We start from the raw sequence: 23,425 nt of genomic DNA, 5'->3' as shown, positions 1-23,425 counted from the left end.
ATGGTTCCAGTATCCCAGCTTCAGTATGCGCGCAAATATCCTTTTGCCCCCGAGGCCAAGCATGTCCTCAAGCAGGTGGCTCCTGACATCGCGCGCATGGAAGAGGAGGGTTTCGAGAGTGCTCTCCAATTAATCGAGGCTGCGGCCATGCACGATGCCAAATCCCGGGCCGAATTTATAAAGAATCATCTCTCCCGAAAAGACATTTCCTACCCTGAATTCCTGGCGCGGGATATTGTCGCATTCCCCCTCGCTAAAATCCTCATCTCAATGATGAGGTATCCCCTTCTTCATGAACGCTTTGCCTCTCTCATGGGGGATCTCACGTTCGAATATCTCATTCAGGAGAATGACAAGCTCACCGCTTTCCTGGATTTGGCTCAAACCCTGGAGAAGCGCGTGGACATAATTCCTCATGAGGGGGTTATCCGCATCCCCTTCTACGAATATGTATCCATCCCCCTGCGTGATGCCCAACTGCATCTGGTCAACCAGAGGGTGCACGCTCAACATGTCTATTTGGAACCCAATCTGGCCTGCCGCTGGCTCGCCGAGGTGGTGCACGCGCACGTGTTCACCTCTCTCCCCGTAGACACGGAAGGATTGCCTCTTATTTTCAGGGAGAAAGCCCAATTAGGGTTGCAGCGCGTGGAGAAAGTGAAGCGGAAAGAGTTCTCTTTCTCCGGCATCGGATTGAATAGGGATGCGTTTCCCCCATGTATGGACAAACTGTATTCCGAATTGGATGCGGGAGCCAACCTCCCTCACATGGCGCGGTTTGACCTGGCGACATTCCTGGTGAATGTGAACCTCCCCAACGAGGATATTATGAAGCTCTTTGCTAAAGCCTCCAATTTCGATGAGCGCATCACCCGGTATCATGTCGAAAATCTATCTGGAGTGAAAGGGGGAAAGAAATATTCCGCGCCTTCCTGCGCCAAAATCAGGGAACATGGATTATGCATCTCCCGCACCTGTAATGTGGGCCACCCCCTCCAATTCTATGCCCGGGAATCCACTCCCCCCTCTCCCCCCATGCCTCCGGAGTCCACTTCCCCCCCTCACCCCAAGGAAGGGGAAACTCCTTCTACCAAGTGAGCCCCGCGATGGGTGTTCCAGAAATGGCTTATTTTGGGGACGAGAAGGGCGAACAGGCTTAACCCTCCAATCAAAACCCAATCCTCCCCGGATAGGGGTACGGTTCCAAAGAAGGGGGCGAGCCAGGGCACATAAATGGCCATCAGTTGCAATCCCAAAGAGAGCCCCACGGCCAAAATCAGCCAGAGGTTAGTGAAGGGCGAGTGTTCCAGCATCGTTTTTCCTTCCTCACGCGCATTGAACACGAGCACCAGCTCAAACACGACTATCATGGTGAAGGCCATCGTCCCCGCATAGGTTTCACCCATGCGCAGGCCATGGAAGAAAGCAAACAATGTCACAATGCTTCCTATGAGGCCTGATACCACGATGAATGATCCCATTTGATCTAATATTCCCGCGCTCTTGGGCCTTGGTTTTTTCCGCATCACATCTTTCGTGGGGGGATCTTCTCCCAATGCCAGCGCGGGAAACGCATCCGTGACGAGGTTGATCCAGAGCAGTTGGATGGGGGTTAACACTTCCCCCGCCGCCAGGAAGAAACCTGTGGCTACCACCAATATCTCCGCGAGGTTCGCCCCCAAGAGGTAGCGGACAAACCCTTGTAGGTTGGCATAGATGGTGCGCCCTAATTCAACGGCGTTCACGATGGTAGCAAAATTATCATCCCGCAAAACCATATCGCTGGCTTCCTTCGCCACATCCGTTCCCTTGATCCCCATGGCGATGCCAATATCCGCTTTCTTGATGGCCGGGGCATCATTCACCCCATCTCCGGTTACCGCCACCACGTGTCCAGACTGTTGTAACCTTTCCACAATCCTGTATTTGTGCTCCGGGTCCACGCGGGCAAAAATAGCATGCGTGCGCACAACCTCGTTGAGCTCCGCATCAGACATTCCATTTATCTGTTCACCCGTGATGACCTCTCCTTCCAATCCTAATCGTTCGGCGATGGCTTTTGCTGTGAGGGGATGGTCGCCCGTGATCATTTTTACCTGTATCCCGGCCCCCACACAAGTGGCAATAGCTCCTTTGGCTTCCTCACGCGGGGGGTCGCGGAGGGCGAGCAATCCAACGAAAACCAGATTAGTTTCCGGATTCGTGGGGATGGTTTCCGTATCTAAATAGGCGCACCCCAACACCCGGTAGGCGCTCGCGGCCAACGTATTCGTCTGCGTCTGGATCTGCTGTTTTTTCCCTTGCGTCAGGGGAATTTTTTTACCATTCTCCAGGACGAAAGAACATCCATCCAGGATGCGTTCCACGGCTCCCTTGGAGAAGATGCGGTAAGCCTTTCCCCCTACTGCATGGATGGTCGTCATCTGCTTGCGCGCGCTCGTGAAGGGGATTTCTTTCACTCGTTCCCACTGGGTAACAATCCCAGTCTTGTGTCCTAGCACCACCATCGCCCCTTCCGTGGGGTCCCCTAAAATGGTGGCTTCGCGCGGGGAATATTGCGCATTGTTGGAATGCACTCCGCATTGAATGGCTTTTTCCAACCCTGACCCATTTTCGGGAGTGAAGGGCGCATTGTTCCATTCCACATTCCCCCGCGGACTATATCCCACCCCACTCACATGATATAGTTTTTCATCCGCATACACGTATTCCACCGTCATCTCATTCTTAGTCAGCGTCCCCGTTTTGTCGGAGCAAATGACGGTGGTGGCTCCCAGGGTTTCAGCTGAAGGCAGATGTTTGATGAGTGCGTTCTTCTGCGCGATGCGCTGCACCCCCAATGCTAATGTAATGGTGGTGATGGCTGGCAGTCCTTCCGGGATGGCTGCCACCCCTAATGCGATGGCCAATAGGAGCATCTCCACTAATTCTCGTCCCTGGATGAAATAGCCGAGAACGAACAGGGCGACCATCACGAGCACCACCCCTATCGTCATTTGTTTGGCGAAGACATCCAAGTGTTGTTTGAGGGGTGTGGGTTCATCCTCCACGTCCTCCAATTTTTGGGCAATCTTTCCAAATTCCGTTTGCAATCCCGTAGCAATAACAATTCCTACTCCCCTTCCCCGCACGATGGAGGTGTTGGCATACCCATAGTTCACCCTATCCGCCACTCCTGGGTTTCCTTCTATAGCCTCGATTTGCTTGTTCACGGGATTGCTTTCTCCCGTCAAAAGGGCTTCATCCACACTCGTCTCAATCGTCTCGATAAACCGGATATCGGCCGGGATTTTCACCCCTTCCTCGAGTTGCACGATATCCCCGGGAACCAATGCTTGAGCGTCCGTTTCAATCCATTCCCCCCCGCGTCTTACCGTGGCGTGGAGCGCCCCCAATTTTTTGAGTGCCTCGATGGCGCGTTCGGCTTTGTATTCCTGGAAGAATCCCAACAATCCATTCAGCAATACGATGGCGAATATGGCCACCGTGTCAATGGGGTCCCCCACCGCATAGGATAATATTCCCGCGCCAATGAGCACGAGCACCAGCAACCCCGTGAATTGTCGGATGAATAATTCCAGGACATCTATTTTTTTCTCGAGGCGAATCGTATTAGGACCATACTGTGTGAGCCGGTCCTCCGCCTCTTTAGGAGATAATCCCCCCCGTCGGGACGCAAGGGCTTCCAGCACCGCCTCGGGGGCCAGGGTATAATAGTCCGCCATGTCTTCCCGCACGGAAATCCGCTTTAAAACAGGCGCGCCATTCCTTGGAGTTCGGCGGTCTCCCGGGGATGGGTTTTAATGACCCTTTTCCCCTACTCTATTTCAGATGGGTGGGAATGCCGTTTCACGTAGTTGGGTCCAAGGGTGCTTCGCCCGCTATTACGCGGAGCATCCCATTTCCCTTCCTTATGCGGCCGCGCGGCGGGAATTCGGGTATGGTTCCCAGAGCAAGATCGAGCGCCGCCACACTGGATTCGCAGACGATGGAGAATTCAATGCCTTTCTCCAGAACCAATCCCCCTTGTATGTGTCGGCGTCCGTTTCGGAATATGTGTTTCCAACCCTTCAACCCATGGAGAAGAAACAATGGGTGGGGGGAGACCTCATCTATGAGTTCGACGCGGACGACATTCCTACCCCCTGCAAAACCCAACACGACGCATGGGAATGTCCGGCGTGCGGCGAGCAAGGAAAAGGGCGCGTGGCCAAGTGCACGCAGTGCGGGAAAGGCACGCAACTGGAGGAGTGGGTGTGCGGGGAGTGCGTGCGCGCTACCAAAGAAAAAACCAATAATCTTATTCGCTTGCTTCAGGACGATTGGGGTTTTGATTGGGGCAAAACCATTTTCGTCAATTTCTCAGGGAGCAAAGGATATCATGTTCATGTCCGTTCCCCCCACATTTTTTCGCTCCCTAAATCCGCGCGGATCGAACTCATGGACTATGTTTCCTTCCACGAAATGGATGTCTCATCCTTAGGATTTTTCTTCGATGGAAAACAATACCATTGCCCCCTTCCTGCGCGGGCCAAGGGTCATGCGTCGCGCATCCTGGATGAATTGCGTGCGCTCCTCCTGCACGCAGACGAAACGGAGTGGTCAATCCTCTCCCATTCCTCCCCCCGGGCCATTCGTACATTCTTAAATGACCGTTCTCTTCTCCTGCGGGATGTGCACGCGGGGATACTCCCCGTGCTCCCGGGAAAGAAAACCGAGCCCTTCTGGGATGCGGTGTTAGCCGCTCTGGTGGACCGATTGCGGCTTCCTATTGATCGTCAATGCTCTTCCGATATTCATCGCCTCATGCGGGTTCCCAACACCCTGCACGGGAGCACCGGTCTCCTCGCCCAATCCCTTTCCGAGGAGGAGTTTGAAGGGTATTCCCCTTTCCGGGATGGGGCGGTGGTGAAAGGGAAGGATCGAAGGATTTTCGTTAAAAAGTGTCCGCTCGTAGAGATAGGAACGGACACCCTTTCTCCCATTGATGAGGGAAAGGATATCACCGTCTCCCCGGCCATGGCCGTCTATCTCGTGGGATGGGGGGCGGCGGAACTCCGCTGAGCGAGGGTGGGAACACGCATGACCAACTTGGATTATGAAGAATTGCGCCGCATCTACCGGCTGGAGAAGAACACCACGCGCCTCGTCGAGGTACCGGAGGATTTTTTCCCCACCCTTCATGATTTCATTGAGGATGAGCGAAAAAAATATTTGGATTCCCTCCGTGATTTGAATGCCACCAAGGCCAAGGATTTTGGCAACCTCAAGAAGCTCGTGGAGGAATGGTTTTCAGTTCGTGAGAAGAAACTGTTGAACACCGTTCTCCTTTCCGCTCGGACGAATGACCCGGATGATTCCCACATGGCACGGCCCGAAAAGGAATTATACCAAGCGCTCCTCGTCGCGCTCCAGGAACACCGGTCCCTGGTCAATCAGGTATTGGAAGCCAATGGGTTCGTTTATACCCCCAAACCCGGGTCGGCGCGATTCAAAAACGAATCGGACATCCCCCATCCCGCTCCCAAAATACAATCCCCTGCTTCCCTTTCCCCAAAAAAGGATGAAATCATTTCATCTCTTCCTGAAAACAAAAAAAAGGAAGGTACCCCCATTCTTCCCAAGCGCCGCATCACCATTCTCGCCGAGGTCCCCAGTTTTGTGGGGACTGACATGAAAGAATATGGTCCCTACAAACAAGGCGAATCCGTCGAACTGCCCCAGAAGATCGCCGACCTCTTTGTTTCCCGCCAGTTGGGGGAGTAACCCGTTTCAAGCGGGGCATTTTAAAGGGTATTCGGACCCACCCTTATCTATATGGCCTTCACCCGTTCCAACACTGGCCGTCGTCCCTTCCGCCCGCGTCCGGGGGGAAACCGGGGGGGCTTCCGCGGCGGGGCGTCCCGACCCTTTTCCAGACCATCCTCCCGTCCACCGTCTTCTTCGGGTGCGCGTCCCCCTATAACCACCGCGCCTCCTTCCCGCAATCGTCACGTGAAGACCTGGCCCAAATATGGGGAAATTGTGGTTGTGAAGGTGGACAAGGTCCTTGACTATGGGGTGTTTGCTTCCCTCCTCGAGTATGAAGGGGCCACCGGTTTCATCCACATTTCTCAAGTCGAATCCTCGTGGATAAAAAATATTCGCAACCACGTGCGCGAGGGCCAGATGCGCGCGGCCTTAGTCCAGAAGGTGGACACTGAGAAGCTTCAAATCGATTTGTCTTTGAACAAAGTGGGGGAGCGCCAGCAGCGGTTGAAGATAGAAGAGTACAAACAACTCCAGCGTAATCGGAAGCTCGTGGAGGTGATGGCTAAATCCCTGGAAAAGAATCTCGATGACGGGTGGCAGGCCGTGGCGGAACCCTTGATCGCCTATTATGGTGACCTTCCGGCGGCTTTTGAGGCCATCGCCCTGGAAGGGGAAAAAGCGGTTCATGATGTTGATGACCAATGGGTGCCCATTGTAGTGGACGTGGTGCAGAAGAACGTGAAGCCCTCCGAGAAAGCGGTGAAAGGAACTCTCACCATTTCCTGCACCCTTCCCAATGGGGTTGAAATAGTGAAAGACGCCCTGCTCAGCGGCTCCCGCGACGCGGATGAGGCGAGCGTGCATTATCAGTATTTGGGGGCGGGGAAATACCAGATGAAAGTGGTCTCTTACGATTATAAAATAGCGGAGAAAGCGTTGGCCCAAGTTCAATCCCGCATCACCCAAAAAATTGGGTCGAATGGCCAGTGCACGTTCGCCCGTCAGGAGGCATGAGATGGTCACTCAAATCTTTTTGATGGAAAAGCCCCAGCCCAAGGAGGCCGTGGCCTTCGTGGGGTTGCCTGGCATAGGTTTAGTGGGGAAGATTGTGGTGGATTATCTCGTGAAGGAATTGAAGCCCAAGAAGATCGCGGATGTGTACAGCGACGCATTCCCTCCCGCGGTCATCACCCGTAGCGGGATTTTGGAATTGTTCACCGACCATATTTATCACCTGGAAACCAAAGGGAAGCATTTCTATTTCGTCTCGGGCCCCGTGATCCCCAATCTGGAGCAGGGCACCACGGCCTCGGAAGTGCAATACGATTTCGCCCGGGCCCTCGTGGCCGCGCTCAAGGACTTGAAAGTGTCGCAGATTTATACCCTCGCGGGTTTGAATGTGGGGGATAAGCGCATGACCATAACCCCAGGTGTCGTGGTTTCTGCTACGGATAAGGGGACGCTCGAAAAATGGAAGGCGACCGGGGCCCGTGCTTCGGGCACGGATGATACCATCTGGGGATATGCGGGGTTGACTTTGGGCATTGGTAAAGTCCAAGGGATTCCCGGGGCATGTTTAATGGGAGAAACGAGCGCCCAGCTCGTGTATGGCGATCCCGGCGCGAGCAAATCCGTGTTGGCGCTCATCGACAAGCAATTCAAATTCAATCTGAAAATGGACCGCATCGAGGCCGAAGCCAAGGAGATCGAAACCGCTTTCAAAAAGCTCGCTGAAACCATGGCCGCAGAAGAGGGCCACGGGGGCCAATCCAACCTTCCCTACGTGCGCTGAGCGAACGATTTTTTTTTAAAAAGTAAATTAAATTTTTCAAAAGAATGATTAAAACACAGTGGGATAAAAACACAAATTCAAATTTCAGTATCTGATGAAACATTTTCCAATTCGTTTTTTGATCAAACTTTTTTTCAAAAAGTTTGATGAGGAAGCATTTTTCTAAAAAGTTCGTTTTTTGATAAAACTTTTTTCCAAAAAGTTTTTTACACAATCCCCAGGAATGCCAGCACGACCATCGCGCCAATCCCGGCGAGTCCGAATAGCGCGCTCACGATGAGGGAGGCCCAGAAGGGGAGGTTGATTTGAAGGATGTAAGTTAGGATGGCCCAGGCGATTAATCCCAGGATGGTGTTCACGATGATGTTTTTGAGGAAGTAGAGTACCAGCACCGCCCCGATGAAGAATACGAATCCGATGGCCAGCCAGGTGAAATTCCCGGCCACTCCCGTGGTAACGGTCTCGGCGGCCTGAATAAGAAAGGTCATACCATTTCCCTTCCTTTCTTCATTATTAAATCCGTGACATTCCCTCCCTTTTTATAAGATAGGTGCTGCTTCTCTTTCCTCATATGGGGTTGAATTTCACGGAGGCTCAGAAGAAGCTCAGTCAGCTATTGTTGGCCCAACCCTTGAGCTTAGAACAGCTCTCCCAGAAGTCAGGAATGGGTGAAAAGGTCGTCCAGGAGGAAATGAAGCTGCTCCTCCAGTTGAAGCTCGTGCAATTGCAGGGCACCCCGCCCCTTTTCGCCATAAAAGAGGAGATTGGCCAGGAATTGCTGCGGAGGAAGGGGTTGGAGCAGGAGGACGATAACAAATTTCGTCTTCAAATCACCATCGAGGTCCAGAGCATCGACGAAGGGGTGGTGGGGAAGCAGTTGAATCGTATTCTCGAGACGTTAGCCAAGGAGCCCTTCTTTAAAGTGTATTCCACCCGCCTCGAACCCACGATGAAGGTGGAGGACATGTTTTCAGGGTTTGCGGACGTCAATCTGAGCGTGAGGGACTTCAGGGCTCTCATACGGCTGATGTTCTTCTATGGCCCGGCCTCCGTAGAGGTCGTTAAGCCCGCTAAAATAGAGTTTTCCCTCCAGGACTTCCAGGATGGGCTCGTGGATATGACGGAGATGGTCCAAGGGTATGCTTCTTACATCATGAGTCTCCTCAACCGCCAGAAAGTGGACGATTTCCACGATCAACTGATTCAGGCGGCCCAGAAGGCGGAGGAGCTTAGATCCCCCCCTCCTAGCCCAAACCCCTTACCGGCCTCTCCTTCTCCAACCCAGGAATAACCCCCTTTCTCAGCCCCGCAAAGCCTTTTCCCTTAGCCATCGGGCATTGTCGTATGGGCTTATGGGGATTGTACGAGGGTTTTACGCTCGCCTATTATAAATAGCATATATAATAGAACAAGGCGCCCGAACAAAGCTCGAAAGATATTTAAAGCTCTTGAGAATGAGGTATCCTTCATGAGCCAGACACCGATACCTTCGGCCTATCGTATGGTATATCGTATCGGTGCTTTACGCTCGTGTGTGAATGTGAGGTGAAGCACAGATGAATGGTTTGAAAATTCGCAAGCTAGCCGCCATAGCGGCCGGTGCGGCATTATTGGGGGCGGCAGCCGCTCCCTTCGTTTCAGCCCAGATAACGTCGGCCCAAGCCAAGTCCGTCATGTATGACGCGGGAATGTCTCCCGTAGTGAACTTGGTTGTTGGACAGACCGCGGCTATTTCGGATGCCGTGTGGGCGGGTAACATCGCCGTGGCCGCTGCGTCAAAAGCAGTGAAAGAAATGACCTTTACCGGCAATGGAGGCACTGGCGGCGGAAGCGTCGTGGTGACTGACTTGTCGGCTGTCCTGGCGCTGGGTGGAACTGTCACCGTCACGGGCGGGAAGACATTCAATAGCGCTACTCTGAATTCGGTCGGTACGACCGCCGAGTACACGCAGGAGATAGGCGTCGATCCCTTGGCCTTTTTGACGGACAAGACGATGTCCTACAAGTACAACGATTCCACCACCGATATCACGGTGAAAGAGAAGATTGGCGTCAAGCTGAACGCCAAGTTCGACCAGGACCAGGATGTTAAGGATCTCGTCGCCGATATCGACGCGAGCGACTTGAACTACACCTTGGACTTGGGTGCCGGTATCCCTATCGGGACAACCGATGCCTCCACCGCCGACTTTGTTGACGGTTCGGACGACAACATCCGCATTCCCTTCTTCGGGAAGATGTACCTCGTGCAGAAGGTGGACATAGATTCCGCGCGGGATGTTTCAGAACTCCGCTTGATCGAAGACAAGGCCAAGCAGACGTTCGTCGCGGGCGAATCCTTCACGGTCCCCGGAAAGGGAGATTATGAGGGTCAGACCTTGACGGTGACGGTTGTGTCCATCGTGGCCACCGGGCCAGCCGCGGCCTCCTATGAGGGTAAGTTCAACCTCTTGGACGAAGCAGGTAATGTGATCGACACACAGACTGTTTCGGCCGGCAACTTCGTTGATTTCGAAGACGCCGATGGCGATGAGGTCGTGAGCGGAGACATCTACGTCGATTCTGCTGCCGTGACCACGGGAACCAATCAGGGAACGGTCGATTTGTTAGTGGGGACAGCCTCCCTTCGTTTGAAGGACGGGGAAAACTATCCCTACCACGACGACATCGATTCCGAAAACCTGAACGGGCCGTACATCGTCAACATCACCAATACGACGGACACGAACCGCTTGACCAAAGTGGTTGTCAAGAACCGAAAAAAGTCGAGCATCAGCTCGCCCAGCACGACCGCCGAGATTTTGGTGGACAGTTGGCCGGCCTCCGTGTTCGATGACGAAAACCCCATGCGCGCCAGGTACGGGCATTTGAATGCCGACTTGGACAATGCTCCCTACTCCATGAGTTGGTTAGAGGGCACCGGCGCATTGGGAGAAGGATTCTTCTCGGTGACCTTCAATGGGTTGCAGCAGGATGAAGAATTAACTTATGTCCAGATCGGGGATAACCAAATCACTTTCCGCGATGCGGCTGATTCGGAACACAATATTCCATTCTGGATCGCCCAATCGGAGACCGATACCTCCTCGTTCAACAACGGGGTGTCATTCGCCTTCGACAACAGCAATAAAACATTGTACTACGACATCAACAAGACCACCACGGACTTCAATGTCGCGGACGGGACGCTCTTGAATGGGGTCGCAGTCCAATACACTGGGGCGAGCGGTCTGCTTATTACTGACCAGGGATCCAAAGACACGAATGTAGTGGGTGACGTGACCATTAACGGAGTCACTTACACGATTTTGGGCAATGGCGCCGCCGGAGTCATGCTGCGCGCCGACGGATATGTCCGTATGTCCAAAGCCGCCCTGAATAGTAGTACGTCTACGTCCGACTTCCTCGGGGGTCTGGCTGGTTCAGCGGCTTCCGTCCAAGCGGGCAATACCCCGACCAACGCATTGACGAACGCGTTCTTCTATGACGACGCGAACTCAACCGGTATTTCAACGGCGGCCATTAAGCTCCCGCTGTCTGGAGATACCTATTTTGTCGCCTATGCGTACCAGGTCATCGAATCGGATGGTGCCGTCACGGGCACGACAACTAATGGGGAAGAGGGATTGTACCTCTATCTGTTGGGCGACTCCAATTCCAACACCGCCGATGGAACGACCCCGGTCGCTTCACCAGTGGTGAATGTGAATAGCGCAGGCACGCGCGGCGTGACCATCCCCGTTGGAAGCACCATGCAGAACAATAAACGCTTGGCGCTCATAGGGACGGATGTGGGAGAAGATAATACGGCCAACCGACCGTACTACTACCCGCAAAACAACGATGTGGGTCAGGACGGTTCGAGCACAACCATCTATTCGTCCCAGTTCGTGATAGACGAAAATAACAGTTCGAACTACCCCATCAAGGTGTACATCGATAATCAGACCGACGATGTGCCGGATGTGGATGACACCGACCTGACATTGCCGGCGTCCGACGTGAATTACGGATACGGCGGATCTGGAATCAATGGACAGACCTTCACGCTGTCGAACAAGAATGTCGACAACGCGTTGCAAGCCGCGTATACGGATTGGGGCTCTAAAGTCAAGCTCAACTCCAATAATGTTGAAGTTTGGATGCCCCAGAACCGACCGGAGGTCGAGTTCCTCGTGACCGGCGCTTCCTCCACAACAACTGTGGAAGGCGGCGAAGAGATCGAGGTCAATGAAGGCGACACAGGTACCTTCACTACCGGGACGCAAGTCACGGTGAAGGAGATCAAGTACACCGCCACCATTGAGGCGGGAGGGAGCACCAGCTCCACCGTACCCGGAAGTCCCTTCACGTATATGACGCCAGCTCCCCTGAACGGGAACCTCCGCGTCTATACGACCGCCACCACATTGGTCGGCCCCAAAATTATTGTAGGCGGACCCATCGTGAACAGCTTGGCCCAGGATGTGGCCGATCAGTTGAACACTCCAGGAGACTTCGTCTCGGGTGTGTTCGGATCGAACATCGTGGTCGCTGGGTACACGGCGGAAGACACCGGTCGAGCGGCGCAGGCTTTGATCAACGCCATCGACGGGATGTAATGACATACCATTCGTGAAATGGGCGGGAGGGAACATTCCCTCCCCCCATCTTTCCTATTTTTTTAGTTTCCTTTTTTCATCTTGAAGTCAACGACGCTCCTCTATACCCTCGGTGCCGTTTCTGGGAATGGTTTTCATCATCGTACGGATTATGAGTTGTGTTGGCCGCCGGGGGATTGAAAATCCCCCTCGTCCCTCGGGGCGGCCGGGCGAAAACGGCCTGGAAAAGCCTCGCCTTAAAAGGTTTTTTTGACACCCCTTCCGAATGGCCGCCCGGAACCACCTGCCCCTCTATGCCCTTTTTGCTTTTCTCGTGGTGGGGGCGGCGCTGATCTACTGGGGCACCTTCTCCCCGGGAGCGTTCATGGATAGCCTTTTCGCCCCCAGCTATACCCATCAATTAACCCATCAGGGGATCACATTTGCCTCCAATGAGGCCCCTATCGATGAAATAACAACCTTTTTGTCCCGGAAGGAGAGTTTCGTGCTCGCCCCCCATCTCATACTTCAAGAATCAGGTGATGGGGGAGAGCAGAACAGCTTCATGGCCCAGGCTCTGATCCAGCAGCAAGTCGTTCTCGTGAGCCACCGGAAGGTTACGTTAACAGCGGCCAAAGTATTTCAGGGCAAAGAATGGGTGGGGTGCCAAACTGACTATGGTACCGCCCGGCAGAGCGTGTTCATTCCCGTTGACGAGTGCCAGCGCCTTCTTCAGCCAAATGAAGGGATTGTTTTTGAGATTCTCTCCCCCGACCCCTCGCGGGCCACTCCCATAGTTATCCTGTCTCCCAATCACATCGCCATCCAGCCGGTTCACGATCGTGACATTCCCGGGCTCAACTTCCTGGTCCTCCGTATCCTTTACCCGGATGCCCCTGAGCTCATTGCTTTGTCCAATGCCGCCCTGGATCAGGCCAACAACCCCAATCCAACCACCCCTCCCGTTTCCCCTGACACCAACCAAACCCAATTCCCAGATGAAAATGCATTAACTGTTCCTCCCGACACCAATACTGCTTAAGATTTTTTTTCCCCTTCCTCCCCTCAAACCGCAAAAAATAATTGGCCATTGTTTCACGTGTTCAACCTATTCAAACGGGTTCAACCTATTCAATATTCAATCGGGCTTTTTAGAAAAAAGCCCGGGGAAAAAGGTGGATTCCTCGCCCTCAACCTTTTAGGAAAAGGTTGACCAAAATCGCAGCGGTCAGCCGAAACTGGCCGGCGACATTCGTCGCCCATTGTTTGGCGAGCGATCACGCGTGCAGGTGACGTTTTTTATTTGTTGGATACCCCACCCTTTAGAGTGGGGAGGAAGTCATTCTGTTTTCATGAGTTCGCGTAACACCGTGGTGGCATACGCCCCTTTTCCTAATGAGAAGGCGACGCGGGCAAAATTTTTTCCCGGATACCAAACATCTTCTCCCACCTGGAGCAATCGGAAATCATTCACGCGCAGCATCATGGGTTTGCGGATCCCCCAGCTCATGAGTTCGCCCATCTTGGCTTGGGCAAAAAAACCAGGCGTGATGCCCTCCTGCGTCATCACATCATTTTCAATCTCTCCCGCTAAACCAGTAGCGAACGTGGTTTTGATTCCTGGCAATATCGCCGTAGGCACCCCATCTACAAGTACATCCCCCTCGATGGGATAAAATAGCCCTCGCGTCAATCGTTCCGCGATGATGGCATTGAACACGTGGCTCTGGTAGGCGTGAGTGAATAAGTATCGCGTTTTCTGCGGCAGCTTCTGGAAGGCTCCCGCGAAATCATTGGGCTTGGTGTGCAGATGGTCCAGCATGGCTTTTTCGAAATGGAACTTGTCGGGAAACATCTTCAATGCGCGGGAAAAGTCATGTGTTTCAGAAAGGGTTTTCCGTGCCGCGGCAATCTCCTCTTCCTCCCCCGGCGTTGGTTTGGTCAGATATGTCATGACGGCCTCTTCCAGTTTGTTTTGCAGCAATAATTTCCCTACAACATGCGTCACTTGTCTATGTCCCCCGAAGCGTTGCTCCCCATAATAATTAGGAAGCCCCTTTCCCAGGTGGGTTTGGAATGCCTCGATGCGCGCTTTAGTCTCCTCAGGTGAGAATGCAATGTCTCTTATCCCAATGCGGAATTGGTTGCCTCTCAGGTCTCCCAACTCGATGCGTTTTTCCGACCAACTCGCATGATGGAAAGATAGCCCCCGCACATTAAACCGCTTTAGTTTCTCCACATCCGGTTTCCACAAAGAAATACGTTGGCACGTGATCCCCCGCTTGTCCTTCAATCCCGCGTACCCGATGCGCTTGACCCCAGTGCTGGTTCCCCGCGAAAGGAGACGAATGGCGAAGGTGGTTTCGATATTGAATTTTTCCATCCAGAGATGCAATTGATCATGCGTCCGCGGTTCCAGATTGGGAGGAATATCCAAGTTAACTCGAGGAAAAGGAATGGTATGCAAATGCTCGATGGCGCATATTGTTCCATCCTCCAAAACCTCCTCCACCATGAAATCCTCGATGCGGCGTTTCAATTGCCCGCCCAGGGGAGGGGTTTTTGTGAGATAGGGGAGGGGCATACTAAATCAAATAACAATGAGTTTAATGGTCTTTGCCCAGCGGAATGACTTTTCCAAATAGCCAACAGTCCTTTCCATGCCACTGCTTGCGGAGCAAATATCTTTCTTCAAATCCCATTTTCTCGTAAAACCCCTCCACGTTATGCCGGGAGGAACTCCAGCACCATACTTTAGGAATTTTCTCTTTCTTGCATTTTTCTATCACATATTCGATCATTTCTCGTCCGCTTCCTTTTTGGTTTGAAACAATCCGCACAATTTCACATGTGCCGATGTAGGTGTCCACAACCATCGCTCCAACAATTTTCTTGTGGTGCACCGAAACATACATGTGCTGATCCTCGATGTCCTTCTTTGCCTTCTCTTCGGAATAATGATTGTTCTCGTCATCTAATTTACGCATGATGGGGAGTATGGTTTCCAAATTTGCGAGAGTGGCTAGTCGTATTGTCATCCCATCACCTTATTTGTACCTTAACAGCGCCCCAATTCCCCCGAAGGTGGTGTAGAATTGCGCCCCCGCTTCGGTTTCGGTGCTGATCACTATTGTTTCCGTCCCCATGAGGTGGGCTTTCTCGAGCAAGTGGTCCAAATAATCCACTTCTTCCACCGTCTCCACCCCCGACCCGCAGGATTCGCATTTTATCTTGTTCTCGTCGAACTCTTCATGAATATCCTTGAGCGTGAATATTTTTTCCCACCCACAATGGGTGCACACCACTTTGATGATGCGCCACGTAATCCCTTCAGACAGCAGCAGCCGTGAAACCTTTCCGGCTTCGAGCGCGGCTTCCACCTCTTTCTCACCATAGGTCACGAGCCCATCCTTTACCACTTCCTGGAAAAAGTGCTCTACCTCTTTTGTTTCCCGTACCATCTCGGTGTGCCGCAATAGCTCATCGCTCTTCTGGATGATCTCCCGTATACCTGATTCATCCGTGTAGGATAAGTCAAGCGTCCCCAGTATTTTCTCTTTCAACCGGTAATCCAATTCCCCCTTCTCCAAGAAATGGTGCTTGGTCTGCCCCGGCCCCCCCACCACAACCCCCCGGAGTTTATCCCATTTTCCTTCCAGCGCCGCGTTCACCTTCTCCGAGACTTTCCGATAAAAATCCTGCGCGGCTTCTTCGCGCAAGCGTTCAAAGCGTTGAGCGGAATTGTGAACCAGCAACCCATTGGCAAAAAAGTTTGGTCTTTCAACTGAAATGTCAATCATGGGAATTTCAATTTGATCTTTTTCGATGCTCGAAATATGAACGGGCAATAGTTGTCGATCCAGAATTTTCTGATACTGTTCTTTGAGGACCGGGTTTGTTACTTTATTGAGTATTTGTCTTCGAAAAACCTCTTTACTCATTTCGCGTTCATTTCGGAAAAAATTGGTGACCCCTTTGAAATGCTGCGTATTGAGTCCTTCTTGCTCAAATAGTTTTCGAATGAGTTTTCCTCCAGCTAAGAGCTGGCGTACATTACTTTTTTCGCTCGTTTTGGTTGTCTTTTCGATTAGCTTGACTTGCTTATCTGAAGCCGTGAACCCACCAATGTGATGGAGAAATCGAACCAGGGATTCTTTTTCAGTTAGGTCGACCGTAAAACGATGCTCATCAGAATAAGGGTTCTGTTTAGAATCATATTCGTGGACGGAACTAATGATTCCAAATCGAAGCAAGGTCAATTGAACCTGTTTAGCCAATAGAGGATTGTTAACTCCGAGGCCCAGGCGCTCGGAAGAGATATATCCTTCCGCGTCAAATAGGCCCTTTAGGAATGCTCCTACGACTGAATCCTTTGAACGCAGGATAATAGGAGGGATTTCCGTCTCCAATGCATTTTTGGCGGTAAACACGTTCTCTTTGAAATACCGTACAGCCGATTTTCCGCTTACGCGGACTTGATAGTACCCTTTTTTCTCTCGGTATTTGATTGTAACGGGGGCCTGGAAAAGATTTCTGCATTTCTCTGCATAATATTCAGCGACTTCTTTTCGCTGTTCCGAGAATCCGAGCCGTTCATCTTCATAGTGTCCGTCGCCCAAGAAATAACCTGCTATCTGGGCCACTTCTTCCGTTAGGCTGTCAGGGAGTACGCGTTTTTTCTTCGTATGTTTTGCTACGAATTCTTCAAAACGGATGTCCAGTTTATTGCAGTAATTTTTCAAGTACGCTAATCGTGGATTAAATATTCCACGTTCCAACGAGGATATGGTGGCTTGATGGATGCCGATGTTTTTACCAAACTCTTTCTGTGAAAGCCCTTTTTCATTTCGTTTAGCAATGAGCTTCTTCAACCCTTCAGGGGTAAGGGTGTAGGTATTTTCCACTTCGGTTTTCAATTTTTGGGTCATTCCTTTAATTGATATTTTTTCAGGCATCAGCAGAATATCGGTTGGAGCCAGTAGGGCAGCTTCTTTTTCAATGACCAAATCGTTTTCTTTGTCATAGGTAAAAAACACGTGCTCGGGGGAAGAAACAATCTCAAATCGTGGAGATTTAGTGATAATCATGACTTTCCTCTTTTGGACATTCCATTTGTCAATAATAGGAGCGTCTTGGACCAAGAAGGTCTCCGTGTCTGCATTCTTTATTCCTTGATTTAGCTCAACGCGTGAGATTGGGACAATATTTCCATCGTTTAGAACAACCAGTGTTTTCGGGTCTAAACACTGTCCACCCGCCCTAAATTTTCCGGCCACGTGACTCGTGAAATGCCCGATGATGTCATATCGTTTTCCCACCAGCAAGGCCACAGTGGCCTCGCGCTTGTCCATCACGATCAAGGCGTACAAATCCGTGGGGACCATCATCTCCTGCAATGGGTCCAAATGAAACGAGGAATCGCACCAGTAGAGGCGCGTCCGCAAGGGCTTCACCGGTTTCACGGTGAACAGGCGGATATCCGTTCGCCCTTCCGTTTCTGCCACATTCCCGCAGAATAAAACGAGTCCTGTGGGGGGGAGTTTGAAATCCGTCTGCTTGAGAAAATTGGATATCTTCTTGAGCGCCGTCTGCACGTTCTTCCTGGTTTGAGGGGATTTGATGTTGCCCGACTGGCCCATTTCAGTGGACAATTGATTCATCACCGCCCCCCGGTCGGTGCCGGGAGGGATGTACACCGAAATGAGTTCTGTCCCCCTTCCTTTGTAGCTTGACAGCTCCTTCAGCTTCTTCTTGAAGACCGCCTGCTCGGCGGAATCGGCCTCTAATAGGGTTTCCTTGGGCATGGGGTAGATTAGAGGGGGCTCGACACGTTTTTATAGGAGGGCGCATCCATCCATGTGGGCGGTGTAGCAGCTGTCGTTTTTGGGCGGGTCGCCAATGGATATGTTCGACTTATTCCGTGATGCCGAGCAGGAGAATGGTTCCGGTTCCCGTGCGCCCGAAGACAGTCCGCCAATCCCTTCTGATTTTCCCCCCTCCTTTCCCCAACCCTCGTCTCTTCCCCCGCCCGATGCCCCCGCGATGGCGAATGCCCTTGTCGTATGTGTGCCAGGGTCTCTCATCTTTCGCCGGAATAAATTCCAGCTCGCCTGGTTGCATTCCTTGTCCGCCACGCTTGAAAGATTACGTTTGCAAGGGATGCGCGTCGCCCTGGTAGTAGGGGAATCATCCCAAACACGATTGGCAGCGCGCACCGCCCACCAATTAGGGGTTCCATCCTCCGAGATTGAGCATCTCAATCGGGCCTCGAGTGGGATTCATTCCTCCTTGGTGTTGCGCACACTCTCCAAAGCCCACCCCCACGTGTGCGAGGACTTAGAGGAAACCCTTCGCGTGCTGGAAAATGATGCCTTGCCGGTCATGGTGGGGAGCAGTGGTCCCTATTCTACCGAGGCCCGCGCGGCCATGCTCGCCGAACGAATGGGGGGAAAACTCATCCTCCTCTCAGATTTTCGTATTCCAGAGGAAATCTTTTCCCATGCCCAATTCTCCAGAATGGCCACTCAGGGGATGGCCGATACGGAAGCCCCTTTCATCCTGGATCCCCTCGCCGCCCTCGTGATGGCGCGCAGCCGGATTGACACCTTTCTCATCTGGGGCAAGCACGTGGACCATATTCCCGAGGCCCTCGCGGATGGCGTATTCGAGGGGACTCTCATCACCTCCACCAAATCCATTTCTAAGAAGGGTGTGTGGAAAGAGTAAGCGGATCAATAATCCGCCAGTGTGATAATCCGGGCGTGGGCCAAGCGGAGTCGGTGGAACAACACACTCGGTTCAATATTCAATTGCACGGCAATATCGAAAACATCCTGTCGCTGGAGTATGGCGAGTTCCACGACCTCCCTCTGCGGATTCGTTAGGCGGGAGAGGATGTATGTCACGGCGCGCCTATCCTTCTTTTCCAATATGTTTTTTATCTGCGTGACCAGTTCGCGCGACTTGGAAAAATGCCCGTTTTGTTTACGCGGACGGGATTCAATCGTCTTTTTCTGATGCGATTTCCCCTCTCGCGGATTAGGGTTTTTCATCTGCATGCGCTTGGCTTTCCATCCCTCATACGCTTTCGTGATCTCATCTCTTCCCTTCCCTTCAAACAGGCGCACCCAATTCTTTCTGGAAAACCGGATGAGGTGGCCGGCGATCAGCCATTCCATCTCCTTTGGCGTGCGGATCTCCCATTCTTTCCCGTATTTTTCGAAAAGGTATGCGGCGATCTCCTTCCGGGTCTTTTTCTTTCGGTACAACACCGCGATCCTTAACGTGACGCCGGGCCGATTCATCGAACGCAATATCCGCGAGTGGGGAGATCTGGTCATTCCTGGAACACCCATGCATGGATAAAAAGGGTTTCCCTGCTTAGGCAATGTTTCTGGAATGTTTAGGGTCGTTTCCGGGAGAACCCTTACTGCTTTAGCGGGCAGATGAATTCCGATATTTTTTTTGATTTTTCCGGTTCTATTTTTCAGAGGGACGCGGCTTCGCCCGTGCCATTTGGTCCTGAATTTGAATCATTTGGTGAATGTTCTCTTCCCGCAAAGCCAACAACTCATTAATCGCCGCATCCACCACTTCTCTGTTTCGCTCGCTTTTCGCTTTTGTCCAAGGTTCTTTGGAATTGTTGATAAATATCTTTTTCTTCAAAACACTAAATAATCGGGCTTTTCGGGTCTCTGAAAAAGTTATTAATCCACCACTCAGAATAAGTGCCCCAATCATACTCAAAGAGGAACCAAGAAATAAACCAACTGGATTAGGTTCTCTAACAGCTACTTCAACACCTCCCGCTAATGCGGTGGTGCCAAGAGGCAGCCCGAGCATACTGAGGGTATAAGGGGTGACATCATATCCTCCGGACTTGTTTCTAAAAATATCATTAATCCGTTTGGGGGGAATATGACCAGCAATAATGCTATCCCTGTGATTAATTACATTTTGAGTCGAACGAGTTAATAGATCCTGCAACTCCTTGTGATGATTAAGCTGCAACCGCAAGCTTCCCCGACGCCAAACCGGAGGACGCACGGCCCTAAAACGCAACGAGTTAGACGCCCCCTCTTGTTTCAATACTTTTCGCACCCGACGAACATTCCCCATGGAAGATGCGACGCGAATGGGGTATTTATACTTTTGTACAATAGCCCGCTTTGGGGGTTCACGCCACCTTGGTCCCCAGATGCCGTATTTCATCAAACACATAGTCCTCGGGCTTCCGCTTCCCGAGCAATATTTCCACTTCGATGGGGGTGAGCATGGGTTTGGCATAGGATTGGAAATCGTCCGTGGCGATGCGGGAGCAGCTCGTGTTCACATAGGCATCCACCTTTATTCCCAATAATGAATCCGGGCTCACGTGCTCCATGCTCACGAGCACGCCTTTTTTTCCGGCTTCGGCGAGCATCTGTTGCATCTTCAACGCCAGGGCTTTTCGCAATTGCCCCCGTTTGGTGCAGAGAATAATGGCAAACGTCTGCGCGTCCCGGGCTTGCGCCAGTAACCCAAAGCGTTGGCGCAGGTATTTTTCCTTGTGGGATTGGAGATCTTCAAGCGTGCGCGTGAATGGATTGTAAAGATACGTGGGTTTTTTGGAAGAAAAGGCGATAGCGAGCGCATGGAAATATCCATCCCCAAAATAGATGTTGGCGTCGATTTTATCTTCTATTTCCCTCCGGGCGGACACATCGCATCCTAAAACCTGACCGTCTTTCAAGTCCCCTTGCCCAACAAAAACTATATATCCTGCGTCCTCCAATCCCTTTCTAATGGCAGGAAGATGGCGATGGAATTGGATGGTGACATATATCCCTATCCTCCTGCGTGTCGACCAAAATGGATCTTTACCTAATGCATTCACGCACCCCTGGATCATCCCCTCTTCCAAGGGATATTCCACTGGCCAATAGATGACATCCATCCCCGCGTGGAGCATTTTACTGTGGCCGAAATGCACCAACAAATCGCACCCCAATAGCTTGGCTTTGTGATCCGCGATGTCGCATGCCCCGAAGCTCGGGTCCAGCACCGTGATGGTGGGGATGTTTTTGGAGGCGAACGCCGATTCGATATCAATGACATTCGACTTCAGTCCTTCGGGGATCTGGAGCAGCACCATCCGGGGTTGGCGCTGCGTCACGTCGGCGAGCAACTCATCCAGGTGCAGGGAATGGTCCATAGGGATACGCGTTCTAATGGGTGGATTGGCAATAGAAGAAAATGATGCGCCTTATTTCTTCTTGGCATCTTTCTTCGCGCCCTTCTTCCCAGCATCCTTCTTCTCGACACCCTTGACGGGGGCTTTCCCGCCCGTCTTGGAGGCGACTTCCGGGGTCGCGGCCGCCACTTCCCCCTCAACAGGGGTGGTGACGGTGGCTTCGATCTTTTCTTCCCGCGTCTTTTTGGGGAGGTTGCCGATGGATGTCACGTCTTGGTGGACGATGGGGAGCATCTTGCAGTTGAATTTGGTGGCCGCGCGATTAAGGGCCGTGGTTACAACCGTCACATGGCTGCCGTCGCAAAGAACACTCAACACTTTCTGGTTTTTCCGCAGGCGCACGGCGCGTCCGATGGGCTTTCCGAAAGAGTGTTTCATTCCCGAGGACACGCGGTCCGCCCCGGCGCCTTGGGCGATCTTGTTTTCCCGGAGAATTTGGAATGGGTATACCCTCACTCGGATGAAGAAGTTGTCTTTCCCTATTTTGTGCACGAGCTGGCGGTTGAATCCCATGCGCACCGCTTCGATGGCGTTGTCACGAACCTGGACATGGGGTTCCTGCACCACCCAATCCACGATATGGGAGTAGGGTTTGGTGGGGTTCCCCATGTTGAATTGACGCGTACGGAGCCCCGGGTTGGTTCCTATGAAGTTTTTGTGGTGCACCTTGATGGCGATCCGCGTATAGGCGGGTTTGTCGGTGCCACGATAGCAGTGGGCTGGTCGTAATCCCATGAGAATCACCTATTTCTAAATCAAACCCCCTGAAGAATGCTTATAAACCATTTCCCCCGGGCCTAGTTTCATTCGTCCCCTCACATTGCCTTTATACATCTTTTCGGGAGTCGAGGGGTATATGCAGGACTATGATGTAGTGGTGAGCGGAGCCGGACCATCCGGGAGTGCGTGTGCCCGCCTTCTAGGGGATAAGGGTTTGCGCGTGCTCCTCGTGGACAAATCCATTTTTCCCCGCGATACGGGGAAAGCAGCCCTTCTTTTACCGGAGGCCATGGATGTGCTATCCCGATTGGGAGTGTGGGATAAAGTGGTTGAAAAGGGAGCCCACTCGTTAGAGGGGTTGGCATTCTTCCATGAAGGGAAGGAATGGGAATCGGCCCACCGGCCGACTACGCCTCATTTGGCCATGGCTTCCGTCCCACGGAAGCAGGTGGATAACATCCTTTTCGAACATGCCACCAAAGGGTGTGAATTCAGGGAATCGGTGCAGGTCACCGGGGTGAATGTTCTCCAAGATAAAGTGGAGGTGCGCCTCGCCGATCTTTCCACGAGACAAGTCCGCACCGTGACGTGCGATATGGTCGTGGGGGCCGATGGGGCTTTTTCAGAAGTGGCGCGGTCATTAGGGGGGCTCGAAAATCCAGCCTGGCACACCATGATGGGGGTGCAAAAAATTGTTTCATCTTCCCCAACTGAATCGAAACAAGGAGACATCCATTTCCATGAGGAATTAGGTCCTGGTTATACTTGGATGGTTCCCCTGGAAAAAGGCCAGGTGTCGGTGGGCGCCTGCGTTTCACCTGTCTGGATGGATCGCCACCGCGTGGATCTGGTGGAATGGATGGAGAAATGGATGAGTACATTTGAATGGACCCACCCTTCCTCCCCCAACTCCCTTTCTTCTGGTTGGGAGGAACAGGTTATTCCCCTGCGTGGGAGTTCTCGTCCACGGGTGTTCAACCGGGCCCTTCTCATTGGGGATGCGGCGGGGGTCGCCCATTCATTCTCAGGGATGGGAATAGGGGATGCATTAACCTCCAGTTGGATGGCGGGGGAAACCATTTGGGAAGCTTATTCCCGCGCGGATTTTTCTCGGGCATCTTTATCCGCCTATGATCATCGTCTTCAGACCCATCTTCAACGCCATCCTTCTCCCGAAGGAGCGCGCGCTCTCATGCACATCAAACCTATCTGGAAAAGACTGCTTTGCCGAGCGGACACCCAACCCGCTTTGTCGCAGGACCTATCCCACTTATTTTTCCCATCTGAAAAGGAGAGTAGGCCCGTGTCGGCGGGCGGGCTTATTAAGAACGCGTGGATGGGGCGGTAATG

Annotated in this window: 19 protein-coding genes; 10 read left to right on the top strand and 9 right to left on the bottom strand. The window is 52.3% G+C overall.

What is annotated here, in order from left to right; genetic code table 11:
* Entirely contained in the window at positions 1-1,098 is a 1,098-nt protein-coding gene (locus Q8P05_05595; GenBank protein ID MDP2666943.1) for a hypothetical protein, read from the top strand.
* On the opposite strand, the gene Q8P05_05590 is transcribed toward Q8P05_05595, so the two are convergent.
* Positions 1,062-3,725: an HAD-IC family P-type ATPase gene (locus Q8P05_05590; protein ID MDP2666942.1), complete on the bottom strand. Its 2,664-nt coding sequence runs from the start codon at positions 3,723-3,725 to the stop codon at positions 1,062-1,064. The two genes, Q8P05_05595 and Q8P05_05590, sit on opposite strands and share 37 nt — an antisense overlap.
* A gap of 106 nt (positions 3,726-3,831) precedes the next feature.
* On the opposite strand from Q8P05_05590, the gene Q8P05_05585 reads away from it, so the two are divergent.
* The 4 genes from Q8P05_05585 to Q8P05_05570 are packed head-to-tail and all read left to right on the top strand — an operon-like array spanning position 3,832 to position 7,543.
* A complete protein-coding gene (locus Q8P05_05585; GenBank protein MDP2666941.1) occupies positions 3,832-5,064 on the top strand; it encodes a DNA primase small subunit domain-containing protein in 1,233 nt (410 codons plus the stop codon).
* Positions 5,065-5,082: 18 nt separating this feature from the next.
* Complete coding sequence (locus Q8P05_05580; GenBank protein ID MDP2666940.1) at positions 5,083-5,766, top strand: hypothetical protein; 684 nt, start codon at positions 5,083-5,085, stop codon at positions 5,764-5,766.
* 51 nt (positions 5,767-5,817) lie between these two features.
* The gene (locus Q8P05_05575; GenBank protein ID MDP2666939.1) at positions 5,818-6,765 is read left to right on the top strand and encodes a S1 RNA-binding domain-containing protein; all 948 of its coding nucleotides are present in this window, start codon (positions 5,818-5,820) and stop codon (positions 6,763-6,765) included.
* Between the two features lies 1 nt (position 6,766).
* Positions 6,767-7,543, top strand: a complete 777-nt coding sequence (locus Q8P05_05570) for a PAC2 family protein (GenBank protein ID MDP2666938.1) — start codon at positions 6,767-6,769, stop codon at positions 7,541-7,543.
* Between the two features lie 206 nt (positions 7,544-7,749).
* Here the strand turns inward: Q8P05_05570 and Q8P05_05565 are convergent, their stop codons facing one another.
* Complete coding sequence (locus tag Q8P05_05565) at positions 7,750-8,031, bottom strand: transcriptional regulator (protein MDP2666937.1); 282 nt, start codon at positions 8,029-8,031, stop codon at positions 7,750-7,752.
* Positions 8,032-8,114: 83 nt separating this feature from the next.
* Here Q8P05_05565 and Q8P05_05560 point away from each other — a divergent pair, with 83 nt between their 5' ends.
* From Q8P05_05560 to Q8P05_05550, 3 genes are all read left to right on the top strand, one after another.
* Positions 8,115-8,834, top strand: a complete 720-nt coding sequence (locus Q8P05_05560; GenBank protein ID MDP2666936.1) for a hypothetical protein — start codon at positions 8,115-8,117, stop codon at positions 8,832-8,834.
* Between the two features lie 265 nt (positions 8,835-9,099).
* Complete coding sequence (locus tag Q8P05_05555; GenBank protein ID MDP2666935.1) at positions 9,100-12,144, top strand: hypothetical protein; 3,045 nt, start codon at positions 9,100-9,102, stop codon at positions 12,142-12,144.
* Positions 12,145-12,409: 265 nt separating this feature from the next.
* Entirely contained in the window at positions 12,410-13,165 is a 756-nt protein-coding gene (locus Q8P05_05550) for a hypothetical protein (GenBank protein ID MDP2666934.1), read from the top strand.
* Positions 13,166-13,462: 297 nt separating this feature from the next.
* Here Q8P05_05550 and truD read toward each other — a convergent pair whose 3' ends face one another.
* Genes truD through Q8P05_05535 form a run of 3 tightly spaced genes read right to left on the bottom strand, consistent with a single transcriptional unit; the run spans position 13,463 to position 17,927 of the window.
* Complete coding sequence (truD, locus tag Q8P05_05545) at positions 13,463-14,707, bottom strand: tRNA pseudouridine(13) synthase TruD (protein MDP2666933.1); 1,245 nt, start codon at positions 14,705-14,707, stop codon at positions 13,463-13,465.
* A 22-nt stretch (positions 14,708-14,729) separates the two neighbouring features.
* Positions 14,730-15,161 carry a GNAT family N-acetyltransferase gene (locus tag Q8P05_05540; GenBank protein MDP2666932.1) on the bottom strand — a complete coding sequence of 144 codons (432 nt, stop codon included), beginning with the start codon at positions 15,159-15,161 and terminating at the stop codon, positions 14,730-14,732.
* Positions 15,162-15,170: 9 nt separating this feature from the next.
* On the bottom strand, positions 15,171-17,927 hold the full coding sequence (locus Q8P05_05535; GenBank protein MDP2666931.1) for an LAGLIDADG family homing endonuclease: 2,757 nt from the start codon (positions 17,925-17,927) through the stop codon (positions 15,171-15,173).
* A 94-nt stretch (positions 17,928-18,021) separates the two neighbouring features.
* Between Q8P05_05535 and Q8P05_05530 the strand changes: the two genes are divergently transcribed.
* Positions 18,022-18,849: a hypothetical protein gene (locus Q8P05_05530; GenBank protein MDP2666930.1), complete on the top strand. Its 828-nt coding sequence runs from the start codon at positions 18,022-18,024 to the stop codon at positions 18,847-18,849.
* Between the two features lie 5 nt (positions 18,850-18,854).
* Here Q8P05_05530 and Q8P05_05525 read toward each other — a convergent pair whose 3' ends face one another.
* The 4 genes from Q8P05_05525 to Q8P05_05510 form a co-directional block, all read right to left on the bottom strand.
* The gene (locus Q8P05_05525) at positions 18,855-19,463 is read right to left on the bottom strand and encodes a hypothetical protein (GenBank protein MDP2666929.1); all 609 of its coding nucleotides are present in this window, start codon (positions 19,461-19,463) and stop codon (positions 18,855-18,857) included.
* A gap of 139 nt (positions 19,464-19,602) precedes the next feature.
* Positions 19,603-20,334, bottom strand: coding sequence for a hypothetical protein (locus Q8P05_05520; protein ID MDP2666928.1), 732 nt, complete (start codon positions 20,332-20,334; stop codon positions 19,603-19,605).
* Positions 20,300-21,316, bottom strand: coding sequence for a diphthamide biosynthesis enzyme Dph2 (gene dph2 / locus Q8P05_05515; GenBank protein ID MDP2666927.1), 1,017 nt, complete (start codon positions 21,314-21,316; stop codon positions 20,300-20,302). Before dph2 ends, Q8P05_05520 begins: the two co-directional genes overlap by 35 nt.
* A 51-nt stretch (positions 21,317-21,367) precedes the next feature.
* Entirely contained in the window at positions 21,368-22,090 is a 723-nt protein-coding gene (locus Q8P05_05510; GenBank protein ID MDP2666926.1) for a 50S ribosomal protein L16, read from the bottom strand.
* Between the two features lie 121 nt (positions 22,091-22,211).
* On the opposite strand from Q8P05_05510, the gene Q8P05_05505 reads away from it, so the two are divergent.
* The gene (locus Q8P05_05505; protein ID MDP2666925.1) at positions 22,212-23,423 is read left to right on the top strand and encodes an NAD(P)/FAD-dependent oxidoreductase; all 1,212 of its coding nucleotides are present in this window, start codon (positions 22,212-22,214) and stop codon (positions 23,421-23,423) included.
* Positions 23,424-23,425 lie beyond the last annotated feature (2 nt).

The sequence above is a fragment of the Candidatus Diapherotrites archaeon genome (genome assembly GCA_030688545.1).
Taxonomy (GTDB): Archaea; Iainarchaeota; Iainarchaeia; order Iainarchaeales; family VGJJ01; genus VGJJ01.
Note: the sequence above shows the minus strand (reverse complement) of the source record. Positions and strands in the feature narration are given on the sequence as shown.